This is a genomic window from Rhodoferax sp. RT4P68 (assembly GCF_056521305.1).
Genome location: NZ_JBWMBB010000001.1, coordinates 361,790 through 381,955, shown reverse-complemented (window position 1 = coordinate 381,955; position 20,166 = coordinate 361,790). Strand labels below are relative to the sequence as shown.

Below are 20,166 nucleotides of genomic sequence, written 5' to 3'. Positions count from 1 at the left end.
AACGGGTCTGCGCCGCGCCGCGACAATCCCCGTCCCGCCTCTCGCCCGAAAGCCCACTCATGTCCATCCAATGGTTCCCCGGTCACATGCACACGACCCGCAAGGCGATCGTGGAGCGCATGCCGGAGATCGACGTGGTGATCGAGCTGCTGGACGCGCGGCTGCCCGGTTCCAGCGCCAACCCGCTGCTGGCCGAGCTGACGGCCGGCAAACCGGCGCTGAAGATCCTGAACAAGCAGGACCTGGCCGACCCGGCGCAAACGGCCCTGTGGCTGGCCCACTTGCAGGCCCGGCCCGGCACCCAGGCGCTGGCGCTTGACGCGGGCGAGACGGCGCCGGCACGTCAGCTGGTGGCCGCCTGCCGCGCGCTCGCGCCGCTGCGCGGCGGCATGGTCAAGCCGATGCGGGTGCTGATCTGCGGCGTACCCAACGTGGGCAAGTCCACCCTGGTCAACACCTTGCGCGGCAAGCGCGCCGCCAAGACGGGGGACGAGGCCGGCATCACCAAGCTGGAGCAGCGCATCGTGCTGGAGGACGACTTCTATCTGTACGACACGCCCGGCATGCTGTGGCCGCGCATCGCCATCGAGCAGAGCGGCCAGCACCTGGCGGCCAGCGGCGCGGTGGGCCGCAATGCCTACGACGATGAAGACGTGGCGCTGGCGCTGCTCACGCAGATGCTGCGCCACCACCCGGACCGGCTGCAGGCGCGCTATGCGATCGAGGACATGAGCGGCTGGAACGACGAAGCCGTGCTGGCTGGCATCGGCCGCAAGCGCGCGCCGCTGCTGGCCGGTGGCCGGCCGCATCTGCAGAAGGCCGCCGAGATCGCGATCCACGATTTCCGCAGCGGGGCCTGGGGGGCGGTGACGCTGGAGACGGTGGAGGAGTTCGTGGGGTGGGAGGAAGAGGCGCGGGTGCGGGATGCGGAGCGCGATGCGAAGAAGGTGGCGCGCAAGAAGCCGAAGGCGAAGCCCGATCTGCGGCAGGAACGTGGGGGCTGAGCCCTACATGCTGCACTCCAAGAGAACACTCTTTCGGCCGAACCAACTCGTCCAACAGCCTGTTGGACCAAGGCAATCAACACCCGATCAAATCCCATCGTCTGCCGTCTCGCGCTCGATCTGCTCGATGCTGGGAAGGCTGGTCCGCAGTTCCGGGGTAGGGGCTCCACCAGTTGGTAGTCCGCCACGCCCAGCGGCTTGTTCAGGTTGCGCAGCGCGTACTCGGCCACCACCTTGTTCTCGCTCTTGCACAGCAGCGGCCCGATGGTCGGCCCGTCCTGCGGATGATTGACCTATTCGTCCACGGCGGTCAGGTAGAAGCTCAACTGGCCCAGATGTTGAAGCGATAAGCATCTTTGAGCGATTCACGTGCCAGGTCGGACTGCGCCGCGGCGCAGTGTGGCGGGGAAGTTGGTGGCTGCTTGGCCGCTGCGCTCGAGCAAACGGGTTTCGATGACCAGAATGTCGCGCGACAAGTTGTGCGCGATGGCCTTGGCCGCATACCAGCTTCGCGTCTGCGGGCCAGGCAGTTTGTCCAGCAGTGCCTGATGGTGGTACCAGGGAAATTGTGCAAGCGGGCTTGCACAAATTCCGCATGCGGCCACGCTGCCGACTTTCCGTAGGCATTGCTTGACGCCTTGTTCGCGCGCGCCGTCTTGGCGGTTACCGCCGTCATCTTCGTGTGCAGCGCCAGGTCGGAGACGGCTTGTTCGATTTCTACGTCGTTCATGGGGATGTGGCCTCGCGCGGGGCAATCGCAGCGCCATTGTCAGGCGAGTTTGCGCACCTCCCAGCCGACCACGCGAGCCCACAGGCCGTCTGGCGCCACGGTCTCAACAACCCCCACCCCACTCACTCCAACGCAATCCCCGCCGCCTTCACCACCTTGCTCCACTTCGCCAGGTCCGACTTGATCAGCGCCGCATAGTCCTGCGGCGTGCCGCCCTGGATCTCGATGCCGGCGGCCTCCAGCTTGGCGCGCACGTCGGGCATCTTCAACGCCGCGTTGATCTCGGCGTTCAGCTTGTCGACGATGGCCTTGGGCGTGCCGGCCGGTGCCAGCATGCCGCCATTCGTGTTCGCGTCGTAGCCCTTCAGGCCCTGCTCGTCGGCGGTCGGCACATCGGGCAGCGCGGCGGTGCGCTTGGCGGTGGACACGGCCACAGCGCGCACGTTGCCGGCCTTCACCTGCGACTGGATGGCGCTGATGGTGTCGATGTACAGCGCGGTGCGGCCACCCATCAAGTCCGGATGCGCGGCGGCCGAGCCCTTGTAGGGCACCAGCAGCATGTCGGTGGCGGCGGCCATGCGGAACATCTCGGCCGCCATCTCCTGCGCGCTGCCACGGCCCGAGGTGGCGACCTTGGCCTGGTCGGGGTTGGCCTTCATCCAGGCGATCAACTCCGGCAGCGTCTTGGCGGGGATCTGCGGATAGATCGCGAACACCAGCGGCACCACGTGGGTGTAGACGATGGGCTCGAAGCTCTTCTCCGGGTCCCAGCCCAGGTTCTTGAACAGGAACTTGTTGATGTTGTGGCTGCCGCCGACGATGCCGATGGTGTAGCCGTCGGGCGGCGACTTGGCGAGCAGGTCGGTGCCCAGGTTGTTGGACGCACCGGGCTTGTTGTCCACGATCACCGGCTGGCCCATGGAGGCGGCCAGCTTGTCGCCGACGACGCGGGCAATGATGTCGATCGCACCGCCGGGCGGGGCCGGCACGATGATCTTGATGGCGCGGCTGGGGTAGGCCTGGGCGCTGGCCAGCGTGGGTGCCAGGGCCAGCGCGGCGATGGCGGCGGCTGCGGCCGTGGCGGCGATGGTCTTCAGCAGGGTCTTGCGGTGCATGGTGTCTCCTCTTGCGGGTGGATGGGCGGGTGGAACGATCGTCTTGCCGTGTGGCTCAGCCGCGCCTGACGAAGGGCTTGGCGCTGGGCATCACGGCCATGTGCTGCGGCAGACCGGGAAGACGGCGGTGGCGCCTGCCACCGCCAGCGCGGTGGGCGCGGGGGCGGTGGGGACAGGCACCGTCATGTCACTCCACCGTGATCTTGCGGCTGCGGATGATCTGGGCGTAGCGCGCTTTGTCGTCCGCGATCATCTTGCCGAACTCGGCAGGCAGGGTCGCGCGCGGCACGCCGCCCAGGGCGACGAAGCGGGCTTTGACGGCTTCATCGGCCAGCACGGCGCGCACATCGGCCGAGATCTTCTCCACCAGCTCGGCTGGCGTGCCGGCCGGGGCCAGCAGACCGATCCACGAGATGGCGTTGAAGCCGGGCACCGTGCCCTCGGCCAGCGTGGGCACATCGGGGAAGGCGGCGACGCGCTGGGCGCCGGTGACGGCCAGGGCCTTGAGCTTGCCGGCCTTGATATGGCCCGAGGCCTCCAGCACCGTCATGAACGACAACTGCACATGGCCGGCCAGCAAATCGGCAATCGCCGGGCCGCCGCCACGGTAGGGCACGTGCAGCACGAAGGTGCCGGTCTGGTCCTTGAACAGCTCGGCCGCCAGGTGCGGCGCACCGCCAGCGCCCGAGCTGCTGTAGCTCAGCTGGCCGGGCTTGGACTTGGCCAGCGCGATGAACTCGGCCGCCGTCCTGGCCGGGGTCGCGGGGTTGACCATCATGGCTAATGGCAACTCGGCCACCAGCGAGACCGGGGCGAAGGCCTTGTCGGCGTCGTAGGGCAGCTTGGCGTAGAGCGACGGGTTGATGGCCTGCGTGCCGATGTTGCCCAGCAGCAGGGTGTAGCCGTCGGGCTTGGCTTTGGCGACGTAGTCCGCACCGATCTGGCCGGCGGCGCCGCCCTTGTTCTCGACGACGACCGGCTGGCCCCAGCGGCGGCTGAGCTGCTCGGCGATGACGCGGCCACCGGTGTCGGTGCCGCCGCCGGGTGGAAAGGGCACGACCAGCGTGACGGGGCGCGCGGGGAAGGTCTGGGCGAACGCGGGGGCGCTGGTGAGTGCGCCGAGCGCGCAGGCGACGATGGCGAGCGTGGCTGCGAGCTTGGCGGGCTTGGCGGGCTTGGCGAGCTGGGCGGGTTGGCAGGCCAGAGGGGTACGGCTGGTGGTCAAGGCAATGTCTCCGTGAGGGGTTCGAGGCGTGCAGGTCGCAAGCGGCTTGGGGTCGCCGGTCTGGTTGCGGGGGTGGCGGCGGGCGGCGGCCGCGTGGTGGGTGTCGCGCGGCTGCGCTCGCGCGCTCAGGTGGTCAGGCTCATGGCCGGGCGCTCGCCGGCGATGGCCTGGTCCACACTGGCCAGCACCATCTCGGCCATGGCGGTGCGGGTCTCCCAGGTGGCGCTGGCGCGGTGGGCCTGCAGCGTCACGTTCTCGCACTGGCGCAGCGCCAGCGGCACGCGCGGCTCGTCGACGAACACGTCCAGCCCGGCGCCGGCGATGCGCCCGGCCACCAGCGCTGCGGTCAGGTCGGCTTCGTTGACCAGCCGGCCCCGGGCCACGTTGACCAGAAAGCCGCGCGGGCCGAGGGCATCGAGCACGGCGGCATTGACGATGCCCTCGGCCTGGTCGGCGGCGGCGCACAGCACCAGCGCGTCGCACTGGCGGGCCAGGTCGACCAGGTCGGCCACGAAGGTGTGGGGCACGTCGTCCATGGCGCGCAGGTCGGTGTAGAGGATGGGGCAGCCGAAGCCCGCAGCGCGCTGGGCCACCGCGCGGCCGACACGGCCCATGCCGACGATGCCCACGCGCATGCCGCTGAAACGGCGCGCCAGGGGGATGGCGCTGGGCTGGGGCTTCAACTCCCACTCGCCATCGCGCACGAAACGGTCGCCAGCGGCCAGGTTGCGGCAGGCGGCGATCAACAGGCCGATGGCCAGGTCGGCCACGTCTTCGGTCAGCGCGCCCAGCGTGGCGGTGACGGCCAGGCTGCGGCTGCGGCAGTAGGCCAGGTCGACCGCGTCGGTGCCGACACCGTTGACGGCCACCACCTTGAGCGCCGGCAGCATCTCCAGCATGGCGCGGGGGATGCCGGTGTGGCCGCCGGTGATCGCGGCCTGGATGTGCGCGCCGTGCTCGCGCAGGTACCCCGCCTGGTCCTGCACCTCGAACAGCTTGTGCACGGTGTAGCGCGCGGCCAGTTGCTCGTTCACCGAGGGGATCAGGATGGGGTTGAGTTGCAGGACTTGGGGTTGCATGGGCTTGTCTCCGAAGGGAACGGCGGCGGCTGCGGCGTTGAACCGATCGTAATCAATCATTGATTTTCAACGCAATCTTGACGATTAAAATCAATGTATATAAATCAACGAGCGCTTTCCCATGGCTTCCTGGATCTCGATGGAAGAGGCCTGCCGCCTGCTGGGCGTGCGGCCGCAAACGGTGTATGCCTACGTGAGCCGAGGCAAGCTGGAGGTGACGCCCGACCCGGCGGATTCCCGGCGCAGCCTGTACCGCGCCGAGCATGTGGCCGGGCTGGCCAAGCGCAAGCAGGCCGGCCGCAAGCACGAAACATTGGCCGCCAACACGCTGTTCGGCGCGGAGCCGAGCATCCCCACGGCGCTCAGCTCGTTCGTGCGCGGGCGGCCGCACTACCGGGGGCAGGACGCCATCGCCCTGGCCCGCACCGCCACGCTGGAAGACGCGGCCCGGCTGCTGTGGGACGCGGCGCAGCCGGTCGACTTCGCCTGCGCCACAGCGGTCGAGCAGCCGGGCCGGGTGGCCGCGTTCACGGCGCTGGGGGCGTTGGCGGCGACCGGGCATTCCACGCGCGGGCGCTTGACGCGCGTGCTGCACCTGGAATGCCAGGGCCTGGTCGGCCAGGTGGCCAATGCCTTCGGCGCGCAGCCGGGCGGGCAGCCGCTGCACCTGCGCTTTGCGGCGGGGTGGCAGCAGCCGGCCCCGGTGGCCGAGTTGCTGCGCACGGCCATGGTGTTGCTGCTGGACCATGAGCTGACCAGCTCGGCCTTTGCCGCGCGCATTGCCGCGTCGACCGGGGCTTCCCTGCCGGCCTGCCTGCTGGCGGGGCTGACGACCCTCTCCGGCCCGCTGCATGGCGATGCCTCGGGCCGCGTGCAGGCGCTGTTTGCCGACGTGCAGCGGCTGGGGGAAGACGCGGTGCTGGCGCACCATCTGTCGGCCGGGCTGCCGCTGGCCGGCTTCGGCCACTTTCTCTACCCCGATGGCGACCCGCGCGCCGCCGCGCTGCTGGCGCTGTGCGAGCCATCACCGGTGGTCGCGCGCTTCATCGACAAGGCCACCGCGCTGACCGGCCTGCAGCCCAACATCGACGTGGCGCTGGCCGCGCTGGTGGCGCACCACCGGCTGCCGGCGGATGCGGCCTTCGGCCTGTTCGCCACGGCGCGCAGCGTGGGGCTGCTGGCGCACAGCCTGGAGCAGCTGGGCGAGGCGCAGGTGATCCGGCCACGTGGGCGCTATGTGGGTTTGGCGCCGGACGTGCAGGCACTCGCACGGGCCTGACCGCTCGAACGCTCATGCGACTGCGGGTCTGCTTGCCCGAGCGCGTGCATGTGCGTCACATGTGGTCACATGTGAGCGTGGGCCGAGCGTTCAGCCAGGCACAGCGCTCGCTACCAGCCGCTGGGCCGCAAGGCGCGCCGACGCCTTACCCCGCGTCCTCGCGCAACATGGCCACCGCTTTCTCGGCCAGCATGACCACGGTGGCATTCAGCCCGCCGCCGACGATGCTGGGCATCACCGACGCATCGACTACGCGCAGCCCCTGCAGGCCGTGCACGCGCAGCCGGTGGTCCACCACGTCCAGCGGGCCTGGGCCCATCCGGCAGCTGCCCACCGGGTGGTAGGCGGTGTCGGCGTGCTCGCGGAGGTAGGCCTCCAGCGCCAGATCGCCCCGGGCGCGGGCCAGCGCGCGCGGCTCGCGCCCGCCCAGCGCGGCCAGCGCCGGTTGGGCCACGATGCGGCGGGCGATGTGCAGCCCACGCAGCAGGCATTCCAGGTCTTCGCGCTCGCCCAGGAAGTTGGGGTCGATCTGCGGCGGCTGGTCCGGGTCTTTGCCCTCGAGCCGCACGCTGCCGCGGCTGGCCGGGCGCAGCACGCTCACATGCAGCGAATAGCCGTGACCCGGCAGCACGCGCCGCCCGTGGTCCACCAGTTGGCCGATGACGAAGAACAACTGCAGGTCGGGCAGCGGCTCGCTCGGCTGGCTGCGCACGAAGCCACCGGCCTCGGCCAGGTTGCTGGTCAACAGGCCGCGCCGGTGGCGCGCCCAATCCACCACGCCGCGCGCGGCCCGCAGCGCGCCGCCGGGTGACAGGCCCAGGGCATCGCGCGCGCCCGGCGCGCGCAGGCTCAGCACCAAGTCCACGTGGTCGTGCAGGTGCAGACCGACGCCGGGCAGCGCGTGCCGCAGGGCCACGCCCTGCTCGACCAGATGCGCGCGAGGGCCGATGCCCGAGAGCATCAGCAGCTGCGGCGAATGCAGCGCGCCTGCCGCCAGCAGCACCTCGCGCCGCGCGTGCAGGCGCTGCACCAGGCCGTCGCGGTGGTAGTCGACGCCGACGGCGCGCGTGCCCTCCAGCACGATGCGCACCACCTGCGCGCCGGTCACCACCTGCAGGTTGGGCCGCGCCAGGTGCGGCTTGAGGTAGGCCGTGGCGGCGCTGCAGCGCTCGCCGCCGCGCTGGGTCACCTGGTAGAAGCCGATGCCTTCTTGTTCGGCACCGTTGAAGTCGGCATTCGGCGCCAGGCCGGCCTGCTGCGCCGCCTGCACAAAGGCCAGGCTGGTGGGGTTGGGCGATTGCAGGTCGGCCACATGCAGTGGCCCGTCGTCGCCGTGCCAGGCGTCCGCGCCGCGGCTGTTGCACTCGCTCTGGCGAAAGTACGGCAGCAGTTCGTCGTACGACCAGCCCGCGTTGCCGGCGGCGGCCCAGGCGTCGTAGTCGGCACGGTGGCCGCGCGCGTAGACCATCGCGTTGATGGCGCTGGAGCCGCCCAGCACCTTGCCGCGCGGCTGGTAGCCGCAGCGCCCGTTCAGCCCGGGCTGCGGCACGGTGGCCAGCCGCCAGTTGGCGCCGCCGGTGCGCGCCAGCAGGGCGATGCCGGCAGGGCAGCGGATGAGCGCGCTGCCGTCCGGCGGGCCGGCCTCGATCAGCGCCACCTGCACGCGCGGGTCTTCGCTGAGGCGCCCGGCCAGCACGCAGCCGGCCGAGCCGCCGCCGATCACCAGGTAGTCAAAGCTGTTCATCAGGGTCTGTCGGGACGGGCACAGGTGCGCACAGGAGTTGCTTGGCGCTGGGTGCGGGGCACGGCCGCGCAACAGGCTGGTGCCTGCAGCCCGACTTTATGATGCCAGCATTGCTGCAGCGCAACATGGCGCGCCACCCGATTTCCCACCATCACAGGAGCTTCCCCACATGAGCAACACCATCCGCACCGTCGGCATCATCGGCGCCGGCACCATGGGCAACGGCATTGCACAGGCCTGCGCGACCAGCGGCATCGACGTCGTCATGGTCGACATCTCGAACGATGCCGTCGCCAAGGGCGTGGCCACCGTGGCCGGCAGCCTGGACCGGCTGATCAAGAAGGACAAGATCACCGAGGCCGACAAGGCCGCCGCGCTGGGCCGCATCACCACCAGCACGCAATACGCCGACCTGGCCGCCGCGCAACTGGTGATCGAGGCCGCGACCGAGAACTACGAGCTCAAGCTGAAGATCCTGAAGCAGGCAGAAAGCGTGCTGCCGCCCGAGGCGCTGATCGCATCGAACACCTCGTCGATCAGCATCACCAAGCTGGCCGCAGCCACCAGCCGGCCCGAGCAATTCATCGGGATGCATTTCTTCAACCCGGTGCCGATGATGGCGCTGGTGGAGATCATCCGCGGCCTGCAGACCAGCGACGCCACGCACGCTGCCGTGCAGGCGCTGGCGACCGCACTGGGCAAGTCGCCCATCACGGTGAAGAACGCGTCGGGCTTCGTCGTCAACCGCATCCTGGTGCCGATGATCAACGAGGCCTTCTTCGTGCTCGCCGAAGGCGTGGCGACCGCCGAAGACATCGACGCCGGCATGAAGCTGGGCTGCAACCACCCCATCGGCCCGCTGGCCCTTGCCGACATGATCGGCCTGGACGTGTGCCTGGCGGTCATGAACGTCTACCTGGAAGAGTTCGGCGACAGCAAGTACCGGCCGTGCCCGCTGCTCAAGGAGATGGTGGCCGCCGGCCGCCTGGGCCGCAAGACCGGGCGCGGCGTGTACGCGTATTGAGCCCACGCGGCTGGCTGGATGCGCTGCGGTGAGCGCTCAACACCCGGCCGCACTGGGAAGGCACACAGCGTCGAAAAAATTGCCACTGCGCGTCTGACGCGCCAGTCGATGCGGCACTTTGCTGCCCCGTACAACGCAGTAAGTCGATGATTTCGTGAATAATTTCCGCCTGGTGCGCTGGCTGAGGCGCAAATATTGCTTATGGCGCCTCCATCCAAAAGGAGGAGACACGATGCCGATGTTCCCACTGGCCGTAGCAATCAGCGCGGCTCTGGTCACCCTGGCGCAGCCGAGCGAGGCTGCCCTCATCCGGTACCAGAGCCCGCTGGCCCCCGAGGTTGCCGGCGCCACCGGATCGGGCAGCGTCACCGTCGATTACGACTCGGTGGCGCACACGCTGCAGATCGCGACCGACTGGAGCGGCCTGTCCGGCACCACCACCGTGGCCCACATCCACTGCTGCACGCTGATGCCGGGCGAGGGCACGATCGGCGTGGCGGTCACACCGGGCACACTGCCCGGATTCCCCACGGCCGTGAACGACGGCAGCTATTCCATGCTGCTGGACCTGAGCGACCCATCGACGTACACGGCCGGCTTCCTCACCAACTTCGGGGGCGGCGTGGTCGGCAACGCCGAGGGCGCGCTGATCGCCGGCTTCGATGCCGGACGGGCGTACCTCAACATCCATACCACGACCTTCCCGGGCGGTGAGATCCGTGGCTTCCTGCATCAAGTGCCCGAGCCGGCCAGCCTGGCCCTGGTGGCCCTCGGTCTGGTCGCCATCGGCTGGGGTCGGCGCCAGTTGCGCCCGCGCGGCTGAACCGCGGGGCGCCCGCCGCGCCCCAACCCGGCGCCCTCAGCCGGCGGGCCGCACGGGCGTCGCAAAGGCGTCGCACCGTCCATCACCCTGCGCACAGAATGCACCGCCCGCCGCGTCGGCGCGTCTGCGTTTCTGCGGGCGACGCATCGCGACGCGGGCGCTAACGCCAGGAGACAGGTGACCCCATGGAACACGCGACACCCCCCGAAGGCCGCATCGTCTGCGAACAGCGCGGCCACATCCTCTTGATCGGCATCGACCGCCCGGCCAAGCGCAACGGCTTCACGCCGCCGATGCTGCGCGCGCTCTCCGATGCCTACAGCCGGCTGGACGACGACCCCGCACTGCGCGTGGGCGTGTTGCATGCTGAGGGCGCGCACTTCACGGCCGGGCTGGATCTGCCCAGCTTCGCGCCGCTGATGCAGCGCGGCGAGAAGGCGTATGCCGACGGCCAGGTCGACCCGGTTGACCTCGGCCAGCCGCCTTACCGCCGCCGCACCAAGCCCATGGTGGTGGCGGTGCAAGGCATCACCTACACGCTGGGCATCGAGCTGATGCTGGCGGCCGACATCGTCATCGCGGCCGACGACTGCCGCTTCTCGCAGCTGGAAGTGCAGCGCGGCATCATGGCCACCGGCGGCGCCACGCTGCGCATGGCCGAGCGCGCGGGCAGCGGCAACGCGCTGCTGCATCTGCTGACGGCCGACGTGTTCGATGCAGCCGAAGCGCTGCGGCTGAACTTCGTGCAGAAGGTGGTGCCGGCGGGCACGCAGCTGGACGAGGCGCTGCGCATTGCCGAGGCGATTGCCGCCCAGGCGCCGATGGCCGTGGTGGCGACGCGCCAAAGCGTGCGCAAGACGGTGGAGGTCGGGCCGCTGGCGGCGGCTGCGGAGTTCATTGACGTGCAGCGCAAGCTGGCGAACAGCGAGGATGCGGCAGAGGGCGTGCGGGCGTTCGTGGAGCGGCGGGCGGCGCGGTTCAGCGGGAAGTAGCAGGGCACTAGGCCGGCGCGCTGGTTGACAAATCTCCGTGGCGAATAGAATTCGTCAACCAAGGAGGTCCACCATGATGCATGACCGCATCCGACGCGCCCGCGTGCTGCGGGGGCTCAGTCTGGAGGCGTTGGCGCAGCAGCTGGGCGACATCAGCAAGCAAGCGCTCAACAAGTTCGAGAAGGGCGAATCGGTGCCCAATTCGACCCGCTTGCTGCAGTTGTCCCAAGCACTTGCCGTCAAGCCCGAGTACTTTTTCCGCTCAGATGCGGTCACGCTGGCGCCATTGGAATTCAGAAAGCTGGCCAAGATGCCGAAGTACCGGCAGGACCAGGTCGAAGAGCAGATGCGCGAGCACCTCGAGCGCTACATCGCGTTGGAGCGATGCTTCGATGCGGCCGATGTCAGGGCACAGCCGGCACCGGCCCATGCGATTGCGGTGACCTCGGTCGACAACGCAGAAGCTGCCGCCAAGCGCCTGCGCGATGAATGGTCGATCGGCGGTGACGCCATTGCCAACCTTACCCAGCTGCTGGAAGAGCACGGAATCAAGGTGGCGCTGCTGGAGGGCCCCGAAGACTTCGATGGTGCGTGCGCTGCGACGCACGACGGTGCGCATGTGCTGATCGCGCTCAACGCCACGCGACCCGGAGAACGCATGCGCTTCACGGCAGCGCATGAACTTGGCCACTGGATCATGGCGCTGCCAGATGCCATGCCAGAGAAGGAAAAGGAGTCGTGCTGTCATCGCTTTGCCGGGGCATTTCTTTACCCAGCGGAGCAGGTCGTCCTAGACTTCGGCGGGCACAAGCGCTCGCGCTTGCATCCGGCAGAGTTGCTCAATGCAAAGCGGCGCTATGGCATCTCCATGCAGGTCGCGCTGAGACGACTGAAGGACCTGGACCTGCTCAGCGACGCGGGCTACAGGTCGATCTTCATCCAGTTCAGCCAACAAGGCTGGCGCTCGGCGGAGCCTGAGCCCTTGCTCGCGGAACGGCCGCGCCGGTTCGAATCGCTAGTGTTCTGGGCTCTGGCGGAAGACCTATTCACCCCGTCGCGGGCTGCAGAGTTTCTGCAGCGGCGGATCGACGAGTTGGAGCCTGCCCTGCGGGGGCTGGCGGAGCACGAATGAGCCGTGTGGTCTACGTCAGCGATACCAACATCTGGATCGACTTTCGCCACGCTGGGCTGCTGGAGCAGTTGTTCTAGCTGCCGTTCAGTTTGTGTAGCACGGACTTCGTGCTACAGGAGCTGCACGATATCGAGCACGGGGTGTTGATCGGCTTCGGCCTTCTGGTGGAAACCATGGACGAGTCGGCTATGCAGCGCCTGTTCAAACTAAAGCTCGCGCACAACAACAGCTCGGTGGCTGACGTTTCCTGCTATCTGCTTGCCCAGGACACCGGACGACCTCTGCTGACTGGCGATGGGCGGTTGAGAAAGCAGGCCCAGCAGGACGGATTGCAGGTCTTTGGCGCGCTATGGCTGCTGGACCAGCTGGTGTCGCACGCGGTTGTCAGCCCAGCGCAAGCCCGCCACGGTCTGCAGGCCATGCTCACACATGGAGCGCGCCTCCCCGGTTCCGAGTGCCAGGCGCGGCTCAGCGCCTGGTCTGCTTGACCGCCGCCGTGGAGATTGGCTACGTGATGGAGGGCGAGGTGTCGTTCCCGGTGGCATCTACATGGTGCAAAAAGGCAAGCCGCAGGCGAAGCCTGCACCTTGAGCCCGGCGCGCCCTCACGGCGCGATCCGCCCCACCACGTCCACCCCTGCAGCGCCACCGGCTTTGCGCCGCACCACCACGCCCTCGCCCGACGCCGGGTACACCCCCGTCAGCGCGGTGATGTTCACCTGGTGCGTCACGACCACCAGCACGCCGGGGCCGCGCCAGGCGGCCAGCTCTGCCAGTGCGGCAGCGGTCTGGGCCGGGGCGCTGCCCGACTGGCCGAAAAACGAGTTGAAGGCCGGCGCGTCGCGCACCTGGCCGGGGAAGGCCAGCTCGGCCGTCTCGCGTGTGCGGCACCACTGCGAGCTGCGCACGGCCCCCACCTGCACGCCGCGCGCACGGAAGCGCTCGCCGAGCGCGCGGGCCTGGTCGCGCCCCTCGGCGCTGAGGTTGCGCTGGGTCGCGCAATCGCCCAGCTTGAAGTTCGGCGGGTCGCCCACGCCAGGCGCCTGGGCGTGGCGGAACAGCACGATGCCGGCCGGGGCGAGCGCGTCCCAGCTGGTGTCCGGCGTCTGCGCAGAGGCTGCGGTGGCAGCGGCAGCGCCCAGGGTGACCAGGGCCAGTGCGAGCCAGCGTCGACGGTTGCGGTGGCGCATCCCTATCCTTTCGATCCGCTGCCCCCGGCGGGGGCCGTGATCGGCGACCATACTGCGCCTGCCAGCACGGCGCCCGACCCGATTGGAGATCCCCCATGACCCCACCCGTTGAAACGCGGCGTGCCGCGTTTCGCGCGCTGCACCAGCAAGGCTGCTTCGTGATCCCGAACCCCTGGGACGCCGGCAGCGCGCGCTACCTGGCCAGCCTGGGCTTCCAGGCGCTGGCGACCACCAGCTCGGGCCACGCCTGGTCGCAGGCCCACGCCGACGGCGCCATGCCGCGCGACGCCGTGCTGGCGCACCTGCGCGAGATCGTGGCCGCCACCGAGCTGCCGGTGAACGCCGACTTCGAGGACGGCTACGGAGATACGCCCTTTGACGTGGCCGAGAGCGTGCGGCTGGCCGTGGCCACCGGCGTGGCCGGCCTGTCGATCGAGGACGGCACGGGCGACGCCGGGCGGCCCCAGTACCCCGTGGCCGAAGCGGTGGAGCGCCTGGCCGCCGCGCGCGCGGCCATCGACGCGGCCGGTGGTGGCACGCTGCTGGTGGGCCGGGCCGAGAACTTCATCGTGGGCCGGCCGGACCTGGACGACACCATCGCCCGGCTGCGCGCCTACGCCGCAGCGGGTGCCGACTGCCTGTACGCGCCCGGCATCCGCACGCGCGCGCAGATCAGCGCGGTGGTGGCGGCCGTGGCGCCCAAGCCGGTGAACCTGCTGGTCGGCAGCACCAGCGACCTGACCATGGCCGACATCGCCGCGTTCGGCGTACGCCGCGTCAGCGTGGGCGGTGCGCTGGCGCGTGCGGCCTGGGGCGGCTTCATGCGGGCGGCGACCGTGCTGGCGCACGAGGGCCGCTTCGACGGGTTCGAGGGCGCAGCGGCGGGCGGCGATCTGAACGCGCTGTTCGAACGCTGAAGCGCTCCCATCCACCGACACCAAGGAGAAATGCGATGCGGGTTGCCGTGATGGGCGCAGGCGCCGTGGGCTGCTACTACGGCGCGATGCTGGCGCGCGCCGGGCATGACGTGGTGCTGATCGGGCGGCCGCAGCATGTGCAGGCGGTGCAGCAGCACGGCCTGCGGCTGCAGATGCAGGGGCTGGATGTGCAAGTGCCGATGCAAGCGAGCACCGAGCCTGCGGCCGTGCTCGGCGCCGATCTGGTGCTGTTCTGCGTGAAGTCGCCCGACACCGCCGCCGCCGGCCAGGCGCTGGCGCCGCACCTGGCGCCGCACGCAGTGCTGCTGTGTCTGCAGAACGGCGTGGACAACGCCGAGCGGCTGCGCGCGGTGGTGCCGCAGGAGGTGGCGGCCGCGGTGGTGTATGTGGCGTCCGAGATGGCCGGCCCCGGCCACGTGCGCCACCACGGCCGCGGCGAGCTGGTGATCGCGCCCTGCTCCATCGGGCCGGCGCTGGTGGCCGATTTCGCGGCGGCCGGCGTGCCGGTGACCAGCTCGGACAACGTGCAGGGCGCGCTGTGGGCCAAGCTGGTGCTGAACTGCGCGTGGAACGCGCTGTCGGCCATCACGCGGCTGCCCTATGGCGCGCTGGCGCGCGGTGAGGGCGTGCCGCAGCTGATCGACCAGGTGCTCGACGAATGCCTGGCGGTGGCGGCGGCCGAGCGGGTGGTCGTCGAGGGCGATGTGCGTGCCGCCGTGCGCCGCATCGCGGAGACCATGCCGACGCAGTCGTCCTCCACCGCACAGGACCTGGCGCGCGGCCGGCCCACCGAGATCGCGCACCTGAACGGGTTGATCGTGCAGCGCGGCCAGGCGCTGGGCATCGCCACGCCGGTGAACGCGGCGCTGACGACGCTGGTGCGGCTGCTGGAGCGCAGGGGCGCCTGACGGGGCTTGGGCAAGCGCAGCGCGCCGACCTCAGCGCCCCTTTTCAGCCCGCCAGCGGCCCCACACGCGCGACGAACGCCGCATAGGCCGGCCCGCCGCGCGCACGCAGGGCCTGCACGTGCGCAGCCAGTCGCTCGGCGGCGGCCTCGTGCTCGGCGGCCTTGATGTCGGCGATGTCGGCTTTCAGCTTCGCCAGACAGTCGCGCGCCTGCTGGGCCTTGAGCGAGGCGGGCGGGTGCTCGCGCGCGGCGTCCAGCAGCATCTCGGTGATCCACTCCAGCTGCGTGCCGTAGGACGCCTTGTCGAACGCCTGGCGCTCCACGCGCGCATTGCCGGCGCCGGGGTGGATCAGGTCGGCGAACCAGGTCGTGTTCGGCTCGATGTCCTGCGCGACGCTGCCGCTGAAGGGGAAGTGGTAGTGCGGTGCCCAGCACCAGAACCAGGGGGCCATGGCTTCTCCTGTGGGGGGTGTTGACCAGTGCCGGCGGCGCGCCCGCCGTACAAGCCCGCCATGTTGCGCGCGATGCTGCGCTGCGTCATCGGCCGTTTTGCGGATGCCGGGCGGCCGCCCCTCGCATCTGGGATCACAATGCAACGGCACCGCGCGCCCACGCTGTGGTGCGCAGGTGATGACCATGACCATGCTGTGCCACAACAACGACCAACATCTCCAGCCGGACGAAGCCGAACCGGTGGCCAGCGCCGCCCCGCATCCCCTGTGGCAGCTCTCGCGCGACCTGCTGCTCACCGCCACCGACAGCGGTGAGATCACCGCCGTGAACCCGGCCTGGGAACGCGTGCTGGGCCGCACCGAGAGCGAGCTGATCGGCCAGCCGCTGTTCGACCTCGTGCACCCGCACGACCGTGAACGCACGCGCGCCAGCATGGAGGCGCTACTGGCTGGCCGGGTGCCGCCGACCTTCGAGGCCCGTTGGCGCCACCAGGACGGCGGCTGGCGCACCATCTCCTGGAGCGCCAACTGGGGCGACGGCATGCTGTTTGCCTCCGGGCGCGACGTCACCGGTTCCGGCGAGCACGCAGCCTCGCTGCGCGAGGCCGAAGAGCAGCTGCGCCAAAGCCAGAAGCTGGAGGCTGTCGGGCAGCTGACCGGCGGCATCGCGCACGATTTCAACAACCTGCTGACCATCATCAGCACCTCGATCCAGCTGCTGCAGCGGCCCCAGTTGGCCGAGGACCGGCGCCAGCGCTTCATGGGCTCGATCGCCGACGCCGTGGCGCGCGCCTCGCGGCTCACCGGCCAGCTGCTGGCCTTCGCACGGCGCCAGGCGCTGCAGCCCGTGGTGTTCGACGCCAGCCGCAACATCGCTGCGATGGGCGAGATGGTGCAGACGCTGGTAGGTGCGCGCATCGCGCTGTCGCTGACCAGCGACGGCCCGGCCTGCTGGGTCGACGCCGACCCCGGCCAGTTCGACACGGCTGTGGTGAACATGGCCGCGAACGCGCGCGACGCGGTGGACGGGCCCGGCCATCTGGTGATCGACACACGCCGGGTGCGCGGCATTCCCGCACTGCGCGGGCACCCGGCCGTGGCGGGCGATTTCGTGGCCGTGGCGGTGACGGACACCGGCAGCGGCGTCGACCCCGAGCGCATCGACCGCGTGTTCGAACCCTTCTACACGACCAAGGCGGTCGGCAAAGGCACGGGCCTGGGCCTGTCGCAGGTGTTCGGTTTTGCCCACCAGTCCGGCGGCGACGTGCGCGCACACAGCGTGCCCGGCCAGGGGTCCACCTTCACGCTGTACCTGCCGGCGGCGCACCGTGAAGCCCAGGAGGAAGACGCACACGCACACGCGCACGCGCCCGGCGCAGCAGCCGGCGCCGTGGCCCGGGGCCGGCTGCTGGTGGTGGAGGACCACCCCGAGGTCGCCGCTGCGGCCGAAGCCACGCTGATGGAGCTGGGCTACGAGGTGTCCATGGCCGCCAGCGCCGAAGAAGCCCTGGCCCTGCTGGCGCAGGATGCAGCGCGCTTTCGCGCCGTGTTCACCGACGTGATGATGGCCCACATGGACGGCCTGACGATGGCGCGCGAGATCCGCCGGCGCCACCCGCACATGCCGGTGTTGCTGTGCAGCGGCTACAGCAGTGTGCTGGCCGATGACGGCGACCATGGCTTTGCGCTGCTGCCCAAGCCCTACACGCTGGATGCGCTGGCGCATGCGCTGGACGGCGTCATCGCCGGTGGCGAGGCGGCCAGCCGGCGCGCCCTGGCCGCGCCGCGGACACCCGCCGCCGGTGACGCCGCCACCGCCGAGCAGGCGCGCCTGGCCGACCTGGATGCGCTGCAGATTCTGGACACGCCGCCGCACGACCAGTTCGACGCGCTGACACGCATCGCGGCCACGCTGTTCGACGCGCCCATTGCCCTGATCTCGCTGATCGATGCCGAGCGCCAGTGGTTCAAGTCCAGGATCGGCGTGGACGCCACCGAGACGCCACGCGAGGTGGCCTTCTGCGCGCATGCGATCGAGCGGCCAGACCAGGTCATGGTGGTGCACGACGCCACGCGGGACGAGCGCTTCGCGCACAACCCCATGGTGCTGCAGGCCCCGCGCATCCGCTTTTACGCCGGCGCGCCGCTGGTCACCTCCTGGGGCCACGCGATCGGCACGATCTGCGTGGTCGACACCGTGCCGCGCCGGGCCGATGCGCGGCGGCTGGAGGCACTCAAGCTGCTGGCGCGCGAGGTGGTAGAGCGCATGGAACTGGCGCGCGTGCGCAGCGAGGACGTGGCCGGATAGCGGCCGGCGGATCGCCCGCCTGCTGCGGCACGAGGCCTGCGCCCGGCCAGAACGGTCCGGGTCCTAGTCTGTGCCGGCTTGTTCGATGTCTTCGATCGCCGCCGCCATCCAGTCCGCCGCCAGGCTGCCCGCCGCCGGCAGCGGGCCGGGCACGACGAGCCAGCGGCCGTCGGCCTGCGGCTGCAGCGTGGCGCCCGTGTCGGCCCACAGCAGCCAGGCCAGCCAGGCGGTGCCGGCGGCGCTGACGGGCTCGGCCGTGGGGGCCTCCAGCGGCCAGACCAGGGCCGTGCGGTCGCGCACCAGCAACCGGCCTTCGTGGATCTCGGCCGCGCCAGCAAAGGCTTCGTCCAGCACGGCCAACGGCGGGCGGCTCTTGCCCTGGTCGGCGAACCAGCGGCCCCAGGCCGCCAGCTCGTTACCGATGGCCACGCTGCGCGCGGTCTCGGCCTGCATCAGGTCGGCGTGGTCCATCTTGCGCCAGTCGATCGCAGGCGGGCGGCACCCGGCCACGGTGGCGGCGCGCAGGTAGCCGTCCAGCCGCTCGGAGTAGTCGGGCCGCACGAATCCGGCGCAGGCGATGGCGATCTGCGTGGCGCGCGTGGCCAGCAGCTGGCCCTGGCGCACCATGAGCTTTTCGCGCAGCAGCGTGTCGCGCTCGGCGCGCAGGCTGGCCAGCTCGAGCGCGTTCTTCAGGTCGGCGCGCAGGCTTTCCAGGTCCCACGGCTTGGTGATGTAGCGGTAGATCTCACCGGAGTTGATGGCCTCGATGGCCTCGCCCAGCTCGGAGTAGGCGGTGGTCAGCATGCGCACAATGGACGGGTGGTGGTCGCGGGCGTAGCGCAGCAGCTCGTTGCCCAGCGCACCGGGCATGCGCTGGTCGGACACCAGCACGGCGATCTCGTCGCCATGCTCGCGCAGCATGACCTTGCCGGCCTCGACGGACGACGCTGTCAACACCGGGGCCAACGGGTTCACCAGGCGCTCGAAGTACTTGAGCGCCATGGCCTCGTCATCCACGTACAGGATTTTCTGGGGTTGCATGCTCATGTTCTCGATTCCTCGCTGCCCTGAAAGTTCAAGGTCACGGTGCTGCCCTCTCCGGGTTCGGAGTTGATTTCGATGCCCCCGCCGATCGACTGCATCACGCGGCGGCAGAACATCAGGCCCATGCCATGCCCACCCGAGGAGGCCCGCGTGGTGACCGGCTCCAGGGTCAGCCGCGACAGGATTTCCGGCGGGATGCCCGGCCCGTTGTCGACGAAGCGGATCCACGGCTGCGACGGCAGGTTGGGCAGCCCGCCCAGACCGAGTTCGATGTGCAGCGACGGCTCGGCGCGCCCGCGCAGCGCCTGCAGCGCGTTCTTGGTCAGCGTGCACAGCACGAGATAGAGCAGGTCACGCCGCCCAGGCAGGTAGAAGTCCCGGATCAGGCGCACGCTGACCCAGTCGTACTCTGCGCCATCGAACGGGTATTCATCCATCAGCGCCTTGACGAGGGCGCCGGCGCCCACGCTGTGCGCGCGGGCGCCGGGGTAGGCATCGCGCGCGGACTGCACGAAGGTGCTGACCAGGGACTGGCAATACAGCGCGCGGCGCTCGGCCGAGTCCAGCGCGGCCACGATCTCACCTGACCGCTGCTCGCGGAACACGGCGCGGCCGTTGGTCGACTCCAGGGCCTGGTAGCGGTCGCGCAGCGCACTCATGTAGCCACGCACGGTGCCCAGCGGCGTGTTGAGCTCGTGCGCCAGGAAGCCCAGCGTCTCGCGCATGGCCGTGGCCCGGCTTTCGTGCAGCGCGCGCTCGCGGGCCTGGGCCCGCTGCAGCGCCAGCGCCTCGCGCAGGCACTGGCGGGCGGCCGGCTCGTCCAATGGCTTTTCCAGGATGCGGAACACCGAACCTTCGTTGACGGCGGTGATGGCCATGTCCTTGTCGGCATAGGCGGTGTAGAGCAGGGGCACCAGGTGGCGGTATTCACGTTTCACGATGCGCAGCAACTCGATGCCGCTGCGCTGCGGCATGCGGTAGTCGGTGACCAGGATCGCGACCTTGGCGTTGTGCAGGCGCAGGAACTGCAGCGCTTCGTCGACACCGGAGACGGCGTCGATGCGGAACTCGTTCTCAAACGTGCGGACGAACCACTTGCGCGATTGCGCGTCGTCGTCGACCAGCAACAGGGTGTGGGCTTCCTGGTCCGGCGTGGGTAGATGCATGGCCGCTCTCCTTGT

Annotated in this window: 19 protein-coding genes; 10 read left to right on the top strand and 9 right to left on the bottom strand. The window is 70.0% G+C overall.

The window, feature by feature from the left end; all coding sequences use genetic code 11:
- Positions 1-59 precede the first annotated feature (59 nt).
- Complete coding sequence (gene ylqF, locus AC099J_RS01745) at positions 60-1,004, top strand: ribosome biogenesis GTPase YlqF (protein WP_479613474.1); 945 nt, start codon at positions 60-62, stop codon at positions 1,002-1,004.
- A 322-nt stretch (positions 1,005-1,326) separates the two neighbouring features.
- Here ylqF and AC099J_RS01740 read toward each other — a convergent pair whose 3' ends face one another.
- The 4 genes from AC099J_RS01740 to AC099J_RS01725 all read right to left on the bottom strand — a co-directional run bounded on the left by AC099J_RS01740 (position 1,327) and on the right by AC099J_RS01725 (position 5,153).
- Positions 1,327-1,734, bottom strand: a complete 408-nt coding sequence (locus AC099J_RS01740; RefSeq protein ID WP_479613473.1) for a hypothetical protein — start codon at positions 1,732-1,734, stop codon at positions 1,327-1,329.
- 122 nt (positions 1,735-1,856) lie between these two features.
- Positions 1,857-2,849 (bottom strand): tripartite tricarboxylate transporter substrate binding protein, encoded by a 993-nt coding sequence (locus tag AC099J_RS01735; protein ID WP_479613472.1) that lies wholly within the window; start codon positions 2,847-2,849, stop codon positions 1,857-1,859.
- 187 nt (positions 2,850-3,036) lie between these two features.
- Positions 3,037-3,987, bottom strand: coding sequence for a Bug family tripartite tricarboxylate transporter substrate binding protein (locus AC099J_RS01730; RefSeq protein ID WP_479613817.1), 951 nt, complete (start codon positions 3,985-3,987; stop codon positions 3,037-3,039).
- A gap of 212 nt (positions 3,988-4,199) precedes the next feature.
- Positions 4,200-5,153 carry a 2-hydroxyacid dehydrogenase gene (locus tag AC099J_RS01725; protein WP_479613471.1) on the bottom strand — a complete coding sequence of 318 codons (954 nt, stop codon included), beginning with the start codon at positions 5,151-5,153 and terminating at the stop codon, positions 4,200-4,202.
- A gap of 121 nt (positions 5,154-5,274) precedes the next feature.
- On the opposite strand from AC099J_RS01725, the gene AC099J_RS01720 reads away from it, so the two are divergent.
- Positions 5,275-6,432, top strand: coding sequence for a citrate synthase family protein (locus AC099J_RS01720; RefSeq protein WP_479613470.1), 1,158 nt, complete (start codon positions 5,275-5,277; stop codon positions 6,430-6,432).
- 145 nt (positions 6,433-6,577) lie between these two features.
- Here AC099J_RS01720 and AC099J_RS01715 read toward each other — a convergent pair whose 3' ends face one another.
- The gene (locus AC099J_RS01715) at positions 6,578-8,176 is read right to left on the bottom strand and encodes a GMC family oxidoreductase (protein ID WP_479613469.1); all 1,599 of its coding nucleotides are present in this window, start codon (positions 8,174-8,176) and stop codon (positions 6,578-6,580) included.
- A gap of 169 nt (positions 8,177-8,345) precedes the next feature.
- On the opposite strand from AC099J_RS01715, the gene AC099J_RS01710 reads away from it, so the two are divergent.
- From AC099J_RS01710 to AC099J_RS01690, 5 genes are all read left to right on the top strand, one after another.
- Positions 8,346-9,200 (top strand): 3-hydroxybutyryl-CoA dehydrogenase, encoded by an 855-nt coding sequence (locus tag AC099J_RS01710; protein ID WP_479613468.1) that lies wholly within the window; start codon positions 8,346-8,348, stop codon positions 9,198-9,200.
- A 232-nt stretch (positions 9,201-9,432) separates the two neighbouring features.
- Entirely contained in the window at positions 9,433-10,023 is a 591-nt protein-coding gene (locus tag AC099J_RS01705; protein ID WP_479613467.1) for a CHRD domain-containing protein, read from the top strand.
- A gap of 185 nt (positions 10,024-10,208) precedes the next feature.
- Positions 10,209-11,015: a crotonase/enoyl-CoA hydratase family protein gene (locus tag AC099J_RS01700; RefSeq protein WP_479613466.1), complete on the top strand. Its 807-nt coding sequence runs from the start codon at positions 10,209-10,211 to the stop codon at positions 11,013-11,015.
- A gap of 73 nt (positions 11,016-11,088) precedes the next feature.
- Positions 11,089-12,147 carry a helix-turn-helix domain-containing protein gene (locus tag AC099J_RS01695; RefSeq protein ID WP_479613465.1) on the top strand — a complete coding sequence of 353 codons (1,059 nt, stop codon included), beginning with the start codon at positions 11,089-11,091 and terminating at the stop codon, positions 12,145-12,147.
- Between the two features lie 107 nt (positions 12,148-12,254).
- Positions 12,255-12,635 (top strand): PIN domain-containing protein, encoded by a 381-nt coding sequence (locus AC099J_RS01690; RefSeq protein ID WP_479613464.1) that lies wholly within the window; start codon positions 12,255-12,257, stop codon positions 12,633-12,635.
- A 116-nt stretch (positions 12,636-12,751) separates the two neighbouring features.
- On the opposite strand, the gene AC099J_RS01685 is transcribed toward AC099J_RS01690, so the two are convergent.
- Complete coding sequence (locus AC099J_RS01685) at positions 12,752-13,336, bottom strand: histidine phosphatase family protein (protein ID WP_479613463.1); 585 nt, start codon at positions 13,334-13,336, stop codon at positions 12,752-12,754.
- 95 nt (positions 13,337-13,431) lie between these two features.
- Here AC099J_RS01685 and AC099J_RS01680 point away from each other — a divergent pair, with 95 nt between their 5' ends.
- Both AC099J_RS01680 and AC099J_RS01675 read left to right on the top strand, forming a co-directional pair.
- Entirely contained in the window at positions 13,432-14,253 is an 822-nt protein-coding gene (locus tag AC099J_RS01680) for an isocitrate lyase/PEP mutase family protein (protein WP_479613462.1), read from the top strand.
- Positions 14,254-14,288: 35 nt separating this feature from the next.
- A complete protein-coding gene (locus tag AC099J_RS01675) occupies positions 14,289-15,182 on the top strand; it encodes a ketopantoate reductase family protein (protein ID WP_479613461.1) in 894 nt (297 codons plus the stop codon).
- A gap of 43 nt (positions 15,183-15,225) precedes the next feature.
- Here AC099J_RS01675 and AC099J_RS01670 read toward each other — a convergent pair whose 3' ends face one another.
- A complete protein-coding gene (locus tag AC099J_RS01670) occupies positions 15,226-15,633 on the bottom strand; it encodes a hypothetical protein (RefSeq protein ID WP_479613460.1) in 408 nt (135 codons plus the stop codon).
- Positions 15,634-15,811: 178 nt separating this feature from the next.
- Between AC099J_RS01670 and AC099J_RS01665 the strand changes: the two genes are divergently transcribed.
- A complete protein-coding gene (locus AC099J_RS01665; RefSeq protein ID WP_479613459.1) occupies positions 15,812-17,941 on the top strand; it encodes an ATP-binding protein in 2,130 nt (709 codons plus the stop codon).
- Positions 17,942-18,004: 63 nt separating this feature from the next.
- Here the strand turns inward: AC099J_RS01665 and AC099J_RS01660 are convergent, their stop codons facing one another.
- Both AC099J_RS01660 and AC099J_RS01655 read right to left on the bottom strand, forming a co-directional pair.
- The gene (locus AC099J_RS01660; RefSeq protein ID WP_479613458.1) at positions 18,005-18,988 is read right to left on the bottom strand and encodes a response regulator; all 984 of its coding nucleotides are present in this window, start codon (positions 18,986-18,988) and stop codon (positions 18,005-18,007) included.
- Positions 18,985-20,151 (bottom strand): sensor histidine kinase, encoded by a 1,167-nt coding sequence (locus AC099J_RS01655; protein ID WP_479613457.1) that lies wholly within the window; start codon positions 20,149-20,151, stop codon positions 18,985-18,987. Before AC099J_RS01655 ends, AC099J_RS01660 begins: the two co-directional genes overlap by 4 nt.
- Positions 20,152-20,166 lie beyond the last annotated feature (15 nt).

Excerpts from the sequence above, each read along its gene's own strand:
- ylqF (WP_479613474.1), top strand. The coding sequence starts at position 60 with ATGTCCATCCAATGGTTCCCCGGTCACATGCACACGACCCGCAAGGCG.
- AC099J_RS01740 (WP_479613473.1), bottom strand. The coding sequence starts at position 1,734 with ATGAACGACGTAGAAATCGAACAAGCCGTCTCCGACCTGGCGCTGCAC.
- AC099J_RS01735 (WP_479613472.1), bottom strand. The coding sequence starts at position 2,849 with ATGCACCGCAAGACCCTGCTGAAGACCATCGCCGCCACGGCCGCAGCC.
- AC099J_RS01725 (WP_479613471.1), bottom strand. The coding sequence starts at position 5,153 with ATGCAACCCCAAGTCCTGCAACTCAACCCCATCCTGATCCCCTCGGTG.
- AC099J_RS01720 (WP_479613470.1), top strand. The coding sequence starts at position 5,275 with ATGGCTTCCTGGATCTCGATGGAAGAGGCCTGCCGCCTGCTGGGCGTG.
- AC099J_RS01715 (WP_479613469.1), bottom strand. The coding sequence starts at position 8,176 with ATGAACAGCTTTGACTACCTGGTGATCGGCGGCGGCTCGGCCGGCTGC.
- AC099J_RS01710 (WP_479613468.1), top strand. The coding sequence starts at position 8,346 with ATGAGCAACACCATCCGCACCGTCGGCATCATCGGCGCCGGCACCATG.
- AC099J_RS01705 (WP_479613467.1), top strand. The coding sequence starts at position 9,433 with ATGCCGATGTTCCCACTGGCCGTAGCAATCAGCGCGGCTCTGGTCACC.
- AC099J_RS01700 (WP_479613466.1), top strand. The coding sequence starts at position 10,209 with ATGGAACACGCGACACCCCCCGAAGGCCGCATCGTCTGCGAACAGCGC.
- AC099J_RS01695 (WP_479613465.1), top strand. The coding sequence starts at position 11,089 with ATGATGCATGACCGCATCCGACGCGCCCGCGTGCTGCGGGGGCTCAGT.
- AC099J_RS01685 (WP_479613463.1), bottom strand. The coding sequence starts at position 13,336 with ATGCGCCACCGCAACCGTCGACGCTGGCTCGCACTGGCCCTGGTCACC.
- AC099J_RS01680 (WP_479613462.1), top strand. The coding sequence starts at position 13,432 with ATGACCCCACCCGTTGAAACGCGGCGTGCCGCGTTTCGCGCGCTGCAC.
- AC099J_RS01675 (WP_479613461.1), top strand. The coding sequence starts at position 14,289 with ATGCGGGTTGCCGTGATGGGCGCAGGCGCCGTGGGCTGCTACTACGGC.
- AC099J_RS01670 (WP_479613460.1), bottom strand. The coding sequence starts at position 15,633 with ATGGCCCCCTGGTTCTGGTGCTGGGCACCGCACTACCACTTCCCCTTC.
- AC099J_RS01665 (WP_479613459.1), top strand. The coding sequence starts at position 15,812 with ATGACCATGACCATGCTGTGCCACAACAACGACCAACATCTCCAGCCG.
- AC099J_RS01660 (WP_479613458.1), bottom strand. The coding sequence starts at position 18,988 with ATGAGCATGCAACCCCAGAAAATCCTGTACGTGGATGACGAGGCCATG.
- AC099J_RS01655 (WP_479613457.1), bottom strand. The coding sequence starts at position 20,151 with ATGCATCTACCCACGCCGGACCAGGAAGCCCACACCCTGTTGCTGGTC.